This window comes from Gemmobacter megaterium (genome assembly GCF_900156815.1).
Taxonomy (GTDB): domain Bacteria; phylum Pseudomonadota; class Alphaproteobacteria; order Rhodobacterales; family Rhodobacteraceae; genus Wagnerdoeblera; species Wagnerdoeblera megaterium.
The window spans coordinates 338,527-353,232 of record NZ_FTOT01000002.1 but is presented as its reverse complement, the minus strand read 5'-3'; the positions used below and the strand labels follow the sequence as shown (position 1 = coordinate 353,232).

The window sequence follows — 14,706 nt, the reverse complement described above, 5'->3', positions numbered from 1 at the left end:
TGACAGACCTGCTCTTGGGCGCGGGGGCCGGGGTCGTGCGGCCACGGGCGATCCCGCCGGTCCCGGCGATTCAGTCGAACACACCTGTCACGCGCCCGAACAGCATGAAGGCGCGGGCGGTGCGGGTATCGGCCAGTTCGGCAATGTCCTGATCGGTCGCGCTTTTCTCGAAGACTTGAAAGCTGCGGTCGAACTGGCGCAGGAAATGATGCGATGCGTCCCGAAAGATCGTATCGTTGCGCATCCGGCCAGCGGTCAGCGCGATGGAGGACCGATCCCGGATCCCGCCCAAGGCCGCGATGGCCCGCCCGCGCTCGCCGGCGGCAAACCTGCGCCATACCTCGGGTTTTGCGCGGTCGGGGCGCAGGTCATCGACATAAATTCCGTCTTGCGCCAGCAGGGTCAGCACATCCTGTGCCGCGCGGATCAGCCGCGCCGCCTCGCGGTCTTCCAGTGCCAGGCGCAGGCAGCGAAATCCCTCCTTGTCCTCGGCATTGTCGGGAAAGTTCAGCGCGCGGATGAATTCATCCACCGCGATGGGCGGGCGTTGATCCTCGGGTGGCTGGTCAAGGGCCAGCCCCGGTTGCTCGACCTGTGGCGGCGGAGCAGGGGGCTGCCGCATGGCCAAAGCCCCATCGCGGCGCGACGAGGTGAAGGTAACGATGGCGGTTTCGGCCTGTTTCGTCGATGCCGCGATCTCGTCCAGCCGTTTTTCCACGCTGGGCCGGGTCGCGGCAGCGGCGGCCTGTTGTTGCTGGACATAGCTGTGGCGCATCGCATCGACCGCCACCTGAAGGCGGCGGGCCTCGTCCTTCAGATCGCGGATGGTGCGGGACGTTACGGCAGCGACCCATATCAGCGCGATCGGCAGAAAGACCACGAAGAGCTTCAGGATAAACCCGTCGCGCGCCCCGCTGGCCGATGCGTCACCATCGGCGGGTCCGGTCAGCGTGAACCAGCCGATCACCACGCCAAGCCAGATCAGGCTCAGCAACCCGGCGACGATTTCTGTAAGGGTGATCCTTGGCGCATCTGCGCGCGGCACCGCTGCGCCCAGCGTTGTCGGACGATCCGGTCTAGGGTCGGTCATGCGGGGCCTCCTGTTTCGGGAGCCGCCTATTCGTAGCGGACCGAGATCACCTCGTAGCTGCGTTCCCCGCCGGGGGTGCGGACTTCGACGCTGTCACCTTCGTCTTTGCCGATCAGGGCGCGGGCAAGGGGGGATCGGATGTTCAGCAGGCCACGCTCGATGTCGGCTTCGGCTTCGCCCACGATCTGATAATGGTGCTCTTCTTCGGTATCCTCATCCACGATGGTGATGCGGGCGCCAAACTTGATCGACCCCGACAGCCGCGCGGTGTCGATCACCTCGGCCCTGCCCAGAATCGATTCCAGCTCCTTGATCCGGCCTTCGATGAAGCTCTGCTTTTCCCGAGCGGCGTGGTATTCTGCATTCTCGGACAGATCGCCATGTTCGCGCGCCTCCGCGATGGCGCGGATCACGGCCGGGCGTTCTGCGGATTTCAGCTGCCGCAGTTCTGCGTCCAGCGTGTCGAACCCTGACCGGGTCATCGGGATCTTTTCCATCTTCGGCCCCTTGGTGTAGACAGGCGCCGCCCCGAAAAAGGGGTGCGGCGCCTGACGGTCTTTTCCAATACCTGACCCCTGCGCGATGCGAATGCAAGCCCCTTGCCAACGGGCGCTGGCTGGCTGCGGCGCGGCGCCGATGGGCGCGTGTGGCCGTGTCTTGGGCGGGCGCCGTGCGGGCCCTGTCCGCGCCAGGCGGGGTGCAGACAAGAATGTCGCTGGAATTGCTTGTGGCGCAATGATGTTGCGTCACGATTGACCGCCGCCGCCCCCTTCGGTAGCAAGGCGCCAGCATGAACCCACGCGCACGGGCGCGCGACCCGACACGGAGGCAGGAATGGCGGAAGCGATCGAACGCGAGTCGATGGAATACGATGTGGTCATCGTAGGCGGCGGGCCAGCGGGCCTGTCGGCGGCCATCCGCCTGAAACAACTGGATCCCGATCTGTCGGTCGTGTTGCTGGAAAAGGGGTCAGAGGTCGGCGCGCATATCCTGTCGGGGGCGGTTCTGGACCCCTCGGGCCTTGATGCGCTGATTCCCGACTGGAAAGAGCGCGGCGCCCCGATCACCGTTCCTGTGCGCCATGACAATTTCCTGATCCTTGGCGAGGCGGGATCGTTGCGCATTCCGAACTGGCCGATGCCGCCGTTCATGCACAACCACGGCAATTATATCGTCAGCATGGGCAATGTCTGCCGCTGGATGGCAGAGCAAGCCGAGGCACTGGGGGTCGAGGTGTTCCCCGGCATGGCCTGTAGCGCGCTGGTCTATGGGCCGGGCGGCGAGGTCAAGGGTGTGGTCGCGGGCGAAATGGGCCTGAACGCCGATGGCACTCCCGGACCGCAGTACGAGCCGGGCATGGAACTGCTGGGCAAATATGTCCTGTTGGGCGAAGGGGTTCGGGGCAGCCTGTCGAAAGAGGTGATTGCGAAATACGATCTCTCTGCCGGGAAGGAGCCGCAGAAATTCGGCATCGGCATCAAGGAAATCTGGGAAATCGACCCGGACAAGCACCGCGAAGGCACCGTGACCCATACGATGGGCTGGCCCCTTGGCAACGCCGCCGGGGGTGGAAGCTTCATCTATCACCTTGAGAACAATCAGGTTTATGTCGGATTTGTGGTTCACCTGAACTACAAGAACCCCTATCTTTTCCCCTATATGGAATTCCAGCGGTTCAAGCACCATCCCATGGTGGCCGACCTGTTGAAGGGCGGCAAGCGCGTGGCCTATGGGTCGCGGGCGATCACCGAGGGCGGCTGGCAGAGCCTGCCCAAGCTGGTGGCGCCGGGCGTGGCGCTGCTGGGGTGTTCGGCGGGCATGGTCAACGTGCCGCGCATCAAGGGCAACCACAACGCCATGCTGTCGGGCAAGACCGCGGCGGAAGCTGCCCATGCCGCCATCAAGGCGGGCCGTCAGGGCGACGAGCTGACCGGATACGAAACCGATGTGCGCAGCGGCCCGATTGCCAAGGATCTCAAGCCTGTCCGCAACATGAAGCCGCTGTGGTCCAAGCTGGGTCTGGCCGCAGCCTTGCCGCTGGGCGGGTTCGACATGTGGACCAATGCACTGACCGGCCTGTCGCTGTTCGGCACCCTCAAGCATGGCAAGACCGATGCGGCCTCGACCGGCAAGGCGAAGGATTTCAAGCCTATCGACTATCCGCGCCCCGATGGGGTGCTGTCGTTCGACCGGCTGACGAACGTCGCCTTCAGCTTTACCAACCACGAGGAAAGCCAGCCTGCGCATCTGAAGCTGAAGGATCCGTCGATCCCGATCGCAGTGAACCTGCCAGAATATGCCGAACCGGCGCAGCGCTATTGCCCGGCCGGGGTCTACGAAGTGATCGGCGAAGGGGCCGAGGCGCGGTTCCAGATCAATTTCCAGAACTGCGTGCACTGCAAGACCTGCGACATCAAGGATCCCAGCCAGAACATCAACTGGACCACGCCGCAGGGCGGGGACGGGCCGAACTATCCCAACATGTGACGCCTGCGTGAACGGCGCCGGGGCGGATTGCCTTGGCGTCGAAGGGCCTCTAGCTTCGGGGGCGACCGACCGGAGAACCGCTTTGCCCCCGATGCGACGAGCCCGTATTGCCCTTGCCCTTGCTGGCGCCCTGGCTGCCATATTTCCGGTTCCGGCCCGCGCCGAACTGGCCGGAGCCTATCTGGCGGCCCGTTCGGCAGATATCGCCACGGATTTCGCACCGGCGCGCGATTATCTGGTCAGGGCGCTGGGACAGGATGCGACAAATCCCGAACTGCTGGATGCGCTGATCACGGCCTATGTGGGCCTTGGGGAGTTTGACAGTGCTGTTCCGGTGGCGCGCCGTCTGGCCAGCCTTGGGGCGCAAAGCCAGATCGCTGCGATGACGTTGCTGACCGCGACGCTGGTGCAGGAAGATTACGCGCAGGTGCTGGCCGATCTGGCGGATCCCGAGGTGCGGATTCTTGGGCCTGTCATAGATCCCCTGGTGCGCGGTTGGGCGCATCTTGGCGCGGGCAGCATGGCGCAGGCGCTGGAAGAATTCGACAAATTGTCGAAGACACAGGGCCTTGAGGTGTTCGGGCTGTATCACAAGGCGCTCGCGCTGGGGATGGTGGGCGATTTCGAAGGGGCCGATGCCCTGTTCCGCGATGCCCAGAACCCGCTGATGGGGATGCGTCGGGCGGTCTTTGCCCATGCACAGGTGTTGTCGCAGCTTGATCGCGATGATGCCGCGCTGGCCCGGCTGGATGATCTGTTCGGCGCCTCTGCGACCGACCCGGAACTTGATGCGCTGCGGGCTGGGTTGCGGGCCGAGGCGCCGGTCCCCTTTGATACGGTTCGCAGCCCCCGCGACGGCATGGCCGAGGTGTTCTATGTTCTGGCGGTCGTCTTTCAGGGCGACGCGCCGGATCTCCAGACTCTGGTACATGCCCGCATGGCCGAATTCCTGCGTGCCGACCATGCCGATGCCATATTGTTGTCGGCGGCTGTCCTTGACGCTTTGGGGCAAGAGGAACTGGCCATCGCCGCCTATGACAGGATCGGTACGGACAGGCCCGCCCATCTGGCTGCGGCGACCGGCAAGACGCAGGCGTTGTACAAGCTTGACCGCAAGGCCGATGCGATCGCCGCGGCCGAAGACCTGGTCCGCAGCCACGGCCAGTATCTGTCGGTTCATGTCGCCCTGGGCGATCTGCTGCGCCGCGAAGAACGGTACGCCGATGCCGCCGATGCCTATTCCCGCGCCATCAGCCTGGTGGATGCCCCGGATGAGCGTCATTGGGGCCTGTACTACTCTCGCGGCATTGCATGGGAGCAGGCGAAACAATGGGACAAGGCAGAGCCGGATTTTCGCAAGGCGCTGGAATTGCGGCCCGAGCAACCGCAGGTGCTGAACTATCTGGGGTATTCGCTGCTTGATCGCAACGACAAGATCCCAGAGGCGCTTGGCATGATCGAACGCGCCGTGGCACAGCGGCCCGATGATGGCTACATCATCGATTCCCTGGCATGGGGCTATTTCCTGACTGGCCGCTACGACGAGGCGGTGATCCAGATGGAGCGGGCGTCGCTGCTGATGCCGGTGGATCCGATTGTCACTGACCATCTGGGCGATGTCTATTGGGCCGTGGGGCGCCTGAGCGAGGCACGGTTCCAGTGGCACCGCGCGCTGTCCTTTGGGCCGACCGAACAGGATGCCGCCCGCATCCGGCGCAAGCTGGAAATCGGGCTTGATGACGTCCTGGCCGAGGAAGGGCTGCCCGCCCTGTCCGAACGCGGCCGGAAATGACGCTGACGGTTCTGGCGCCTGCCAAGATCAACCTGACGCTTCATGTCACCGGGCGAAGGGCGGACGGGTATCATCTGCTCGACAGTCTGGTCACGTTTGCCGACATGGGCGATCATCTGAGCTTTGCCCCGGCCGACCGCCTGTCCTTGCAGGTCATCGGTCCCGAAGGCGCGGGGCTTGCGGTCGGGACCGACAATCTGGTGCTGCGGGCCGCTGCTGCGTTCGGGATGACCGGGCAGGGCGCGCGGATCACCCTGGACAAGCGTTTGCCACTCGCTTCGGGCATCGGGGGGGGGTCGGCGGATGCGGCGGCGACTGTCCGGGCACTGGCGCGGCTGTGGGGGCGCCCCGCACCCGGCGAAGCCCAGATACTGGCGCTTGGGGCGGATGTTCCGGTCTGTCTGTACGGGCGCAGTTGCCGGATGCAAGGGATCGGCGAATATCTGTCTCCGGTGCCTCCGCTGCCACCGCTATGGGCGGTGCTGGCCAATCCACGTATCGCGGTGCCCACCCCTGCCGTATTCGCGGCGCTGACACGTCGTGACGGCGCGCCCATGCCCGCCGTGGTGCCGCGTTGCGCCGATGCCCCGGACCTGGCCGAATGGTTGCGGCGCCACCGCAATGATCTGGAAGCCGCCGCCGTCGCCGTCGCCCCCGCGATTGGCGCCGTGCTTGCGCGTCTGTCCGGGCTGCCCGATGTGCTTCTGGCGCGCATGTCCGGGTCCGGGGCGACATGCTTTGCCCTGTTTGCCACTGCTGCCGCCGCGTCCGATGCAGCTGGCCTGTTGCGCCGCGCCTGCCCGGAGTGGTGGGTGGCAGCGACCCGGCTTGGCGATGCGGATCAGGCGGAGCCAACGGCAGGGGTCTGATCCCGTGGCCCGGTGCCGGACCTGCCCCTGTCGGGCAGGCTGGCCCGATCAGCCCATCGACAGCACCGTTTCGATCCCTGTATCGCCATAGGGTCCGCCACAGGCGGTGGTGGATGCCGGCCCGGCCCCCATCCCGCGAAACAAGACGTAATCTCCGTTGGCGCCGGGCAGCCGCTCGACCGATTGACGACTGGCGCCAGCGCGCAGCGGTATCTGGGCCGCCAGAAATGCGCCGTCTGGCGCCGGAAGGGGGCGGTCATCGACCACCGTCGGGGCGCGGGCGGCCAGGGTGAAGGAGTCGGCAACCATCGCGCCCCCCGGATTGCAGACCAGTACGGGGCGGGATGCGCCAAACACCGCCGCCGCCTTGTCGATCCGCCCAAAGCTCGTATCCGTATCCCGATCTGATCCGTTCAATCGGTCGGCGGGAAAGGTGCCGCACAGGTTCAGCCGGGCAAGCGTGACATCGGCTGCCCCGGCGATCTCGGCAGCGGTGCGGATATGGGTCTCCCAGACTGTCGGATCCGTGCTTCGGGCATCGGGCTGGCAGGTCAGCGACGGAGCGAAACCTGCGGTGGCGATACGGCCCAGAAGCTCGGCGGCCAAATCCGGCGATCCGCTGAACCCTAAGCCAGCATCAGCGACGGCTCCTGGCTGTGGCACCCGGACACGCACCGAAATCCCGGCGCCACGCGCCGGAACTAGGTCGATCAGCCGGGTCAGATCCGATGCATTGTCCACCGTATAGGACCGCAGGCCCAAGGCCACCGCTGCAGCAATCTCTGACCGGCGGCGAATCGGGGTGGCGCAATGTATCGCGGCTTCGGGGGCGAGGCGGCGGATCAGCAGCATTTCGGCACGCGAGGTGACATCAAACCCGCGCAGGCCAGCCGCTGCCAGATTTTCGATCACCACATCCTGCGGGTTCGCACTGACCGCATAGCTGACAAGGCCGGGAAAGCCGTCGATGAACCGTCGCGCCGTATCGTGCAGGATGCCGGGCGCAAAGAACATCACCGGCGCCTGTGGCCGACACTGCGACAGGTATTCGGCGGGTTTCGACCATATGGTCTTGGACAGTCCCATCGGCACATCCTTTCGGGCCAACAGAACGCAGCCTCCTTGCCCCGGACAACGGGTTGGGGAACGCGCGTGTGCGTTTCATCCAACCAGGCCAGGTGCGTATGAGCCGCCCTTTTCCTGAAACTTCGTGCGGGGCATATGAGGCATCAAAGCTGCGAAGAAAACCTATGAAATGCTGTGAGATGTCGTTATATCGCCGAGATTGCCGGTCAAATTGCGAGGTGTTACGTGGATGACATGGATCGAACCATTCTGGGCTTGCTCAGCGCGGATGCCCGCATGTCGGTGGCGACACTCGCGCGGCGCTTGAAGGTTGCGCGCTCGACCGTACAGGCCCGGCTGGAACGGCTGGAGACGACGGGCGTCATCGCCGGTTACACCCTGAAGCTGGGCGAGGCCGCCAAGGCCGCCCGCATCCGCGCCACCATCCTGCTGACGATCGAACCCCGGTCGCAAGCCGGCATCCTTACGCGGCTCAAGACGGTGCCCGAGGTCGAGGTGGCTCATTCCACCTCGGGCCGCTTCGACCTGCTGCTGCAAGTCGCCGCCCCCAGCACCGCCGCACTCGACGAGGTGCTGGACCGCATCGGGCAGATGTCAGGGGTGAAGTCGTCGGAATCGCTGATTCATCTGTCGACGCGGATTGACCGGGCGGTGTGAGGGGGCGCGGCTGGACCCCCGAGACGTCTGTCATGCATCGGTCGAATGGCGCGCAATATATCAACGGGTTCCATCGGATGGAGGTGAACATTGGTTGGCCGCAGCAAGTTTGAGAGAATTTTCGTTCCCTCCAGTGAAGCCGGGACGAATCTGGAACTTGTCGTCGCAAGGCCCGGATGCGACGGGCCGTTTCCGACAATCGTCTTCAATCACGGCTCCACAGGAAGCGGGCGGAACAATGCTGTGTCCAAGCGGACAATCTACCCCGAAGTCATTGCGAACTATTTCGCGGACCGGGGATGGATGACCATCTTCCCGCAGCGACGCGGCAGAGGAAAGTCCGGTGGTGTCTATGGCGAGGGGCTGGCGTCGAATGGATCCGGGTATTCCTGTGACACTGATATCGCGCTGGCAGGTTTCGAAAGGGCCGTCGCTGATATCGACGACGTGGTGCGCAACCTGGGTTGCCTCCATGATGCTGACCAGAGCAGGCTGCTGATCGGCGGCGTCTCCCGCGGAGGGATCCTTGCGATTGCCTATGCCGGAATGCGTCCGGGCACATTCAGGGGCGCAATAAACTTCAACGGCGGGTGGCTTGGCCGAGCCTGCCCAAGCCATGAGACCGTGAACCCGCAGTTGTTCGAGCGCGGTGCCCAGGCGGGAGTTCCGACGCTTTGGGTGCACGGAAGCTATGATCAGTACTATCGGATAGGGCATTGCAGAGGAAATTTTGAAAGGTTCCTGTCGTCAGGCGGTCAGGGGCACTTCGTATCTGCTGCGGGAGGGCACGCCCTGATGTTCAAGCCTGCCCTCTGGACACCTCATCTTGACGACTACCTGAGCCGCCTCTTTCCGGCATGATGACCCGGCCCGGACGTCCGCTTTGTCCCGCAATGCAGGTATGAGACACATCTTCTGCTGGAACTCGCGCCGTGCGGCGACGGGCTTTGTCAACGGAACCTTGGCGGTCGATCTATCGACCAGGAGCAGCGAGTGACCGCCCGACGGGGGTGCGCTGATACGCAGTGAGCAGGCATGGTACCCGGCGCGGCGTGCAGGCTTGGCCGCGCGTCCATCCATGACTGTCTCACTCTTTCGCAATCCATGCGGTTGCGCCCGACATGCAGGCCCCGGTCGGGCCGCAACGGCATCGTTCCATTGAGGAAAGCGCGATGGCGACGGTGCGAGTCGCTCGGGTGCCAGATGGCTCGACCCTCTCGACCAATTTCCGTGCCTGGCTCAAAAGGCCGAATTGCGATCAGCACCCGTGAGGGTCAACGCTTCCCTGCGTTTTCAAAGAATTGGGGTGGAAGAGGTGAGAGGCTGGACAACGACCCAGACGGGGCTCGTTACGGCTGCTTCCTTCCGGACCTGACCGGGTTGGCGAGGCGCCTGCCCGCGCCAACCTCTCGCCGATGCAGATACGCTGTGTCGCGTTGCGATGCAAGGGTCAGAGCGACAGGCGCAGGCGCAGGAATCCATTGTCCGTCAGGTCGAGCGGTGTGAGCCCGGCGCGGGGCAGATGGGGCAGGGCTTGGGGGCTGGTCTCCAGCACGACGGACGTGCCGGGGCAGGGGCCAAAGCGCCACAGATCGGCAGGTGGCGGGCGATAGCTGCCCTCTTTTGCCAGCCAGGTGGCGACGATGCCGCGCACCGGGATGTCGGACGACAGGACCAGATCGGCGGTCGGGCCGGTGGCGGGAAAGGTGCCGCCCCCTGCGGCCCGGTAGCTGCTGGTGGCCAGAATGAAGCTCGCCTGCGGATCGACGGGGCTGCCATTGTGGCGCAGGTTGCGCACCCGTCCCGGTCCCGTCCTGGCGCAGAGGTCGATTTCGTAGCTCAGCCCCTCGATGACATCGAAATTGTAGGCGGGCCAGTCCGGGTCAAGCAATGGCGCATCCTGTGCCCCTGGTGCGACCTGATGGAAAATCCGGGCGGAATGATCGAGCCATGCGGCCAGGTCGGCGCCGCTGACACGCAGGGCCCGGATCGCGTTCGGATAGGGGTAGAGCGCGGCCAGATCGCGTTCGCGCAACGGGCCGGCCGGCAGGTTCGTGTAGTTCGTGACGCCACCCCGCCCGCCCGACCGGGCAGGGGGCGTCGCGGCCAGAACCGGCAGATGCGCGTAGGGCCCGCCCTGCATGGCCCCGGCGACATGCCACTGCATGGCCCCTGCGATCAGGCGCGTCGCGGCGCAGTCGCCGATCAGCGTGAAATGGGTGCTCAGCCTGACCTCGGTGCGGCCGACAATGCGGTCGAGGTGCTTGCGTGTTGCGGCACTGGCCGACTTGCACAGATGCAGGAACGGCGCAGGGATCTGATCGGAACTGCTGCGTGACAGCGGCAGGACTTCGGCCCTGCCGCCGATACAGCGCCAGCGTTCATCCGGGCCGCGGTTCAGCGTCAGGCGCAGCGCGCCAAGATGGCTCGCACCAGAGCCGGGCTTGCAGGCCGGTTTGCCCGCCAGATGGCCCAGGATCGGATCGACACCGGATTGCGCGGGCAGATCGGGGCCGGGAAACAGCCTGTGCGTATGGCCAGCCACCACGGCATCCACGCCGGGCAGACTGGCCAGCGCCAAGGCGGCATGTTCTGCCTGCGGATCCTCGCCCGCTTCGATCGTGCCAAATCCGGAATGACACAGGGCGATCACCACCTCTGCGCCGGCGGAGATCAGGGTTTGCACCACCCGCCGGCCAGTCTCGACGATGCCTGCCGCCTCTGCCCTGTCATGCAGATGGGGGTGATTCCACACCATCACCTGCGGTGGCAGAAAGGCCGCGATGCCCACCCGGATCGGCCAGCGTTGCCCGTGCCGGTCCTGAACCTCCCGCTCCAGCACAACGCCTTCGCAAAACGGCAATGTGCCGCCGTCGATACGGCGCAGATTGGCACATAGCACCGGAAAGTCCGCCCCTTGCAGGGCCTGTGCGAGAAACTCCAGCCCATAGTCGAAGTCATGGTTTCCCAGACCCACAGCGTCGTAGCGCAGCAGGTTCATGGTCTCGATCATGGGATGCGGGGGTTTGTGCCCGGTGGGATGCGCCGCTGCCAGGGCATCGCCAAGCGCGGTGCCCTGAAGAAAGTCGCCGTTGTCCACAAGCAACGAATTGGGCGCTGACTCTCGCAACGCGACGATCTGCGCCGCGACCGATGCAAGCCCGGCCCCCGGTGCTGCATGATCGCCGTAATAGTCCCAGGGAAACAGGTTCAGATGCAGGTCGCTTGTGGCGAATACCGTCATCTCGCAGGTGACGGAGGGCGGGGGCGGCAGGCGCGAGGGGGCCAAAATCTGTTTCCTGTCCATATGCTGCAATCGAGTCTTAAGACCGCTTTCCATGGGCGCCAGCTTGAAACATATGTCTGTATCGTGCTGGCAACTCATGGTTGCATTTCCGCAACGTCATGCGCGCCCCCCTTTTTCGGGGGGCTCAGCCGTGCCATCACGATGCGGAACTGGGACGGGAGACAGCGATGCGCGACGGTGAAACAGTCACCTTTGGCGGTTTGGGCGGCTTGGACCGCGCGGCGGAACTTCGGGGCGATGCCGCACGGCAGGCGGCCTTGTGGGGCGAGGGAACCGCGCGGGTCATCGTGCTTTGGCGCGGCAAGCCTATGGTTGCGGGCGAGGCGCGCGACCGGCTGGCCCTGCTGCCCGCAGGGCATCCGCTTGTTGCGGGGGCCCGGGGGCCGCGGTTGTTTCTGGGCATTGCTGCGGATGGCCCGGTGTTCGCGTTGGATCTGTCTGCCTGGGAGCCGGTGGGCATTGATGCGGCGGCGCAGGGTGGTGCGTTCTTTGATGCGACCGAGCAACGCCACCCTGCCGTTCCCGCCGATCATCTGTTCGTGGAGTTGCGTGGCGTCATGACGCGGTTGTCACCGCTGGACGCGGAACTGGCGGCGACGGCGCGCGGCCTGTTCGAGTGGCACCGCAGCCATGGGTTCTGTGCGCGTTGTGGCCATGCCAGCGACATGGCCATGGCCGGTTGGCAACGGCACTGCCCCGCCTGCAACGCGCCGCATTTTCCACGCACCGATCCGGTGGTGATCATGCTGGTCACGCATGGCAACCGCGTTTTGCTGGGCCGCTCTCATGGGTGGCCCGAAGGCATGTATTCGCTGCTTGCCGGGTTCATCGAGCCGGGCGAGACGATCGAGGCCGCCGTGCGCCGCGAGGTTGTCGAGGAAACCGGGGTCAAGGTTGATGCGGTGCGGTATCTGGCCAGCCAGCCCTGGCCCTTTCCGGCGTCCCTGATGCTGGGCTGTGCCGCCGAAGCGGTGAGTGATGCGATCACCCTCGATCCCGCAGAGATCGAGGATGCGCTCTGGATCTCCCGCGAGGACATGATCGAGGTGCTGGGAGGGCGGCATCCAAGGGTGAAACCGGCCCGCCGCGGTGCCATCGCCCATTTCCTGATCAATGCCTGGGTGGCGGATCTTCTGGACTGACGGGCGCTTGCCCTGCATAACCCGCAACGGGGCAACGCGAGTGAGAGGCATACATGAAGTTCAACGCCCGAGAGGATATTGAGGCACCGATTTCCAAGGTCTGGGCGGTTGCAACCGATTTCGACAGCTTTGAGCTTGCCGCCCTGCGGCGTGGGGTGGATGTGATACGGCAGACGGGCAGCGCGGTGCCCGCTTGGCAGGCGACCTTCACCTTCAAGGGCAAACCCCGGACCTTGGCGCTGCGGCAAGAGCGGGCCGAGGCACCGGGTCTTCTGGTGTTCCATGGCGAAGGGCGGCTGGTGTCCGGCACCATGACGGTCGAACTGGTTGAACTCGGACCGCGTCGCACCCGTATGACCGTGACGACCGAGTTGCGCCCTTTGACGCTGGCGGCCCGGCTGTTCCTGCAATCCGTGAAACTTGCGCGCGGACGGGCGGTGCGTCGGTATCAGCAGGGGGTGGCCAGGCTGGCCACCATGATCGAGGCACGTTCGCGCGGGCAGGCGGCCGGTTTCTGACCGTATGGACAAGACCCCACTGGCGCGTCAGGATGCACGGGTATCCCTGTCCGAGGCGCCGATGACCCTGTTGCAAGCCGCTACCGAAGTCCGTGAGAATGCCTATGTGCCCTATTCCCGCTTCAAGGTAGGCGCGGCAGTGCGGGGCGCATCGGGTGCCATCTATCGCGGCTGCAATGTCGAGAATGCGGCCTACCCCGAAGGAACCTGTGCCGAGGCAGGCGCGATCGCAGCCATGGTCGCCGCAGGGGAAACCCGGCTGACCGAGGTTCTGGTCATTGCCGATTGCCCGGCGCCTGTGCCGCCATGCGGGGGCTGTCGGCAAAAACTGGCGGAATTCGGTGCACCGGACACCACCGTTACATTGTGCACCACCGATGGCGAAACGCATGTCACAACCATCGGCGAGTTGCTGCCGGGCGCCTTTACCCCCGGCCATATGGATCGCACATGACCGACGCGCGGCGCATCATCGCCACGCTGCGCGACGGGGGGATGCCTTCGGCCGATGATCTGCGCTGGTTCGCTGGCGGGCTGGCCGATGGCGGCGTGACCGATGCGCAGGCGGGCGCCTTTGCCATGGCCGTCCTGCTGAAAGGGCTGGGCGAGGCGGGCCGCGTCGCGCTGACCGAAGCGATGCGCGATTCCGGCCGTGTCCTGCGCTGGAACATGCCCGCCCCCGTCGTGGACAAGCATTCGACAGGCGGGGTGGGGGATTCCATTTCGCTGCTTCTGGCACCGGCGCTGGCCGATTGCGGGGTCTATGTGCCGATGGTGTCGGGCCGCGGCCTTGGGCATACCGGCGGAACACTGGACAAGCTGGAGGCGATCCCCGGCTACCGCGTCGATCAGTCCGAGGCCGACTTTCGCCGTATCGTGGCCGATGTCGGCTGTGCCATCGTTGCGGCCACAGCCGAGATCGCCCCTGCAGACCGGCGCCTCTATGCGATCCGCGACGTGACGGCGACGGTGGAAAGCATCGACCTGATCACAGCGTCGATCCTGTCCAAAAAGCTGGCGGCGGGGCTTGATGCGCTGGTGCTGGACGTCAAGGTCGGGTCGGGCGCCTTTCTGCCCTCGGCGGCGCAGGCGCAGGGGCTGGCGCGTTCGCTGGTCACGACGGCCAATGGCGCAGGTTGCCGCACCTCGGCGCTGATCACCGATATGGACCAGCCATTGGCGGCTTGCGCAGGCAATGCGCTGGAGGTGGCCGAGGTGATGGGCACGCTGACCGGCGACAGGGTGCATCCGAGGCTGCGGGATCTGACCGTCGCGCTGGGGGGCGAATTGCTGGCCCTGTGCGGCGCTGCGGTCAATGCCGATGCGGGCGGCCAGCGCATCCTTGCCAGCCTGGAGTCGGGCCGGGCCGCAGACCGCTTTGCCCGCATGATCGCCGCCCAAGGGGGGCCGGCAGATTTTCTGGCGCGCTGGTCGGTGTATCTGCCCGCCGCGCCGGTCATCCGCGATGTGCCGGCCGTTGGCCAGGGTATCGTCGCGCGCATTGATACCCGTGCGGTGGGCGAGGCGGTGGTGCATCTGGGGGGCGGGCGCCTGCGCAATGGCGACAGCATTGATCCGGGCGTAGGGTTCTCTGACCTGAAAGGTCTGGGGATGACGGCAGGGCCGGGTGAACCCCTTGCCCGCGTCCATGCCGCAACGTCAGTGGCGGCGGATCGTGCGATTGCGGCCTTGCAGGCGGCCTATGATCTGGGCGATAGCCCCGGCCTTCCGCAACTGGTGCAGGACCGGGTGGGCTGA

At 65.4% G+C, this 14,706-nt stretch carries 13 protein-coding genes and 1 other RNA gene; 9 read left to right on the top strand and 5 right to left on the bottom strand.

Annotated features, from left to right (window positions below):
* Window positions 1-70: 70 nt before the first annotated feature.
* Both BW970_RS06190 and greA read right to left on the bottom strand, forming a co-directional pair.
* Window positions 71-1,090, bottom strand: coding sequence for a hypothetical protein (locus BW970_RS06190; RefSeq protein WP_076529541.1), 1,020 nt, complete (start codon window positions 1,088-1,090; stop codon window positions 71-73).
* 26 nt (window positions 1,091-1,116) lie between these two features.
* Window positions 1,117-1,587, bottom strand: coding sequence for a transcription elongation factor GreA (gene greA, locus BW970_RS06185; RefSeq protein WP_076529540.1), 471 nt, complete (start codon window positions 1,585-1,587; stop codon window positions 1,117-1,119).
* A 337-nt stretch (window positions 1,588-1,924) separates the two neighbouring features.
* Here greA and BW970_RS06180 point away from each other — a divergent pair, with 337 nt between their 5' ends.
* From BW970_RS06180 to BW970_RS06170, 3 genes are all read left to right on the top strand, one after another.
* Window positions 1,925-3,577: an electron transfer flavoprotein-ubiquinone oxidoreductase gene (locus tag BW970_RS06180; protein ID WP_076529539.1), complete on the top strand. Its 1,653-nt coding sequence runs from the start codon at window positions 1,925-1,927 to the stop codon at window positions 3,575-3,577.
* Between the two features lie 91 nt (window positions 3,578-3,668).
* On the top strand, window positions 3,669-5,369 hold the full coding sequence (locus BW970_RS06175) for a tetratricopeptide repeat protein (protein WP_076529538.1): 1,701 nt from the start codon (window positions 3,669-3,671) through the stop codon (window positions 5,367-5,369).
* A complete protein-coding gene (locus BW970_RS06170) occupies window positions 5,366-6,238 on the top strand; it encodes a 4-(cytidine 5'-diphospho)-2-C-methyl-D-erythritol kinase (RefSeq protein ID WP_076529537.1) in 873 nt (290 codons plus the stop codon). Before BW970_RS06175 ends, BW970_RS06170 begins: the two co-directional genes overlap by 4 nt.
* A 48-nt stretch (window positions 6,239-6,286) precedes the next feature.
* Here the strand turns inward: BW970_RS06170 and BW970_RS06165 are convergent, their stop codons facing one another.
* Window positions 6,287-7,324, bottom strand: a complete 1,038-nt coding sequence (locus BW970_RS06165) for a type III PLP-dependent enzyme domain-containing protein (RefSeq protein WP_076529536.1) — start codon at window positions 7,322-7,324, stop codon at window positions 6,287-6,289.
* A 225-nt stretch (window positions 7,325-7,549) separates the two neighbouring features.
* Here BW970_RS06165 and BW970_RS06160 point away from each other — a divergent pair, with 225 nt between their 5' ends.
* Both BW970_RS06160 and BW970_RS06155 read left to right on the top strand, forming a co-directional pair.
* Window positions 7,550-7,981 (top strand): Lrp/AsnC family transcriptional regulator, encoded by a 432-nt coding sequence (locus BW970_RS06160; protein ID WP_028030036.1) that lies wholly within the window; start codon window positions 7,550-7,552, stop codon window positions 7,979-7,981.
* A 90-nt stretch (window positions 7,982-8,071) separates the two neighbouring features.
* A complete protein-coding gene (locus BW970_RS06155; protein WP_076529535.1) occupies window positions 8,072-8,842 on the top strand; it encodes an alpha/beta hydrolase family protein in 771 nt (256 codons plus the stop codon).
* Window positions 8,843-9,295: 453 nt separating this feature from the next.
* On the opposite strand, the gene ffs is transcribed toward BW970_RS06155, so the two are convergent.
* Both ffs and BW970_RS06145 read right to left on the bottom strand, forming a co-directional pair.
* Window positions 9,296-9,392: signal recognition particle sRNA small type (gene ffs, locus BW970_RS06150), an RNA gene on the bottom strand.
* Between the two features lie 39 nt (window positions 9,393-9,431).
* Window positions 9,432-11,270, bottom strand: coding sequence for a 5'-nucleotidase C-terminal domain-containing protein (locus BW970_RS06145; RefSeq protein WP_159441422.1), 1,839 nt, complete (start codon window positions 11,268-11,270; stop codon window positions 9,432-9,434).
* 185 nt (window positions 11,271-11,455) lie between these two features.
* Between BW970_RS06145 and nudC the strand changes: the two genes are divergently transcribed.
* The 4 genes from nudC to BW970_RS06125 all read left to right on the top strand — a co-directional run bounded on the left by nudC (window position 11,456) and on the right by BW970_RS06125 (window position 14,706).
* Window positions 11,456-12,430, top strand: coding sequence for an NAD(+) diphosphatase (gene nudC / locus BW970_RS06140; protein WP_076529534.1), 975 nt, complete (start codon window positions 11,456-11,458; stop codon window positions 12,428-12,430).
* Window positions 12,431-12,483: 53 nt separating this feature from the next.
* Window positions 12,484-12,948 carry an SRPBCC family protein gene (locus tag BW970_RS06135; RefSeq protein ID WP_076529533.1) on the top strand — a complete coding sequence of 155 codons (465 nt, stop codon included), beginning with the start codon at window positions 12,484-12,486 and terminating at the stop codon, window positions 12,946-12,948.
* Between the two features lie 61 nt (window positions 12,949-13,009).
* Window positions 13,010-13,402, top strand: a complete 393-nt coding sequence (locus BW970_RS06130) for a cytidine deaminase (protein WP_159441425.1) — start codon at window positions 13,010-13,012, stop codon at window positions 13,400-13,402.
* Window positions 13,399-14,706 (top strand): thymidine phosphorylase, encoded by a 1,308-nt coding sequence (locus BW970_RS06125; protein WP_076529531.1) that lies wholly within the window; start codon window positions 13,399-13,401, stop codon window positions 14,704-14,706. The genes BW970_RS06130 and BW970_RS06125 overlap by 4 nt, the downstream gene beginning before the upstream one ends.

What these genes read in the sequence shown, in the direction of transcription:
- BW970_RS06190 (WP_076529541.1), bottom strand. Translation starts at nt 1,090, where the DNA reads ATGACCGACCCTAGACCGGATCGTCCGACAACGCTGGGCGCAGCGGTG.
- greA (WP_076529540.1), bottom strand. Translation starts at nt 1,587, where the DNA reads ATGGAAAAGATCCCGATGACCCGGTCAGGGTTCGACACGCTGGACGCA.
- BW970_RS06180 (WP_076529539.1), top strand. Translation starts at nt 1,925, where the DNA reads ATGGCGGAAGCGATCGAACGCGAGTCGATGGAATACGATGTGGTCATC.
- BW970_RS06175 (WP_076529538.1), top strand. Translation starts at nt 3,669, where the DNA reads ATGCGACGAGCCCGTATTGCCCTTGCCCTTGCTGGCGCCCTGGCTGCC.
- BW970_RS06170 (WP_076529537.1), top strand. Translation starts at nt 5,366, where the DNA reads ATGACGCTGACGGTTCTGGCGCCTGCCAAGATCAACCTGACGCTTCAT.
- BW970_RS06165 (WP_076529536.1), bottom strand. Translation starts at nt 7,324, where the DNA reads ATGGGACTGTCCAAGACCATATGGTCGAAACCCGCCGAATACCTGTCG.
- nudC (WP_076529534.1), top strand. Translation starts at nt 11,456, where the DNA reads ATGCGCGACGGTGAAACAGTCACCTTTGGCGGTTTGGGCGGCTTGGAC.
- BW970_RS06135 (WP_076529533.1), top strand. Translation starts at nt 12,484, where the DNA reads ATGAAGTTCAACGCCCGAGAGGATATTGAGGCACCGATTTCCAAGGTC.
- BW970_RS06130 (WP_159441425.1), top strand. Translation starts at nt 13,010, where the DNA reads ATGACCCTGTTGCAAGCCGCTACCGAAGTCCGTGAGAATGCCTATGTG.
- BW970_RS06125 (WP_076529531.1), top strand. Translation starts at nt 13,399, where the DNA reads ATGACCGACGCGCGGCGCATCATCGCCACGCTGCGCGACGGGGGGATG.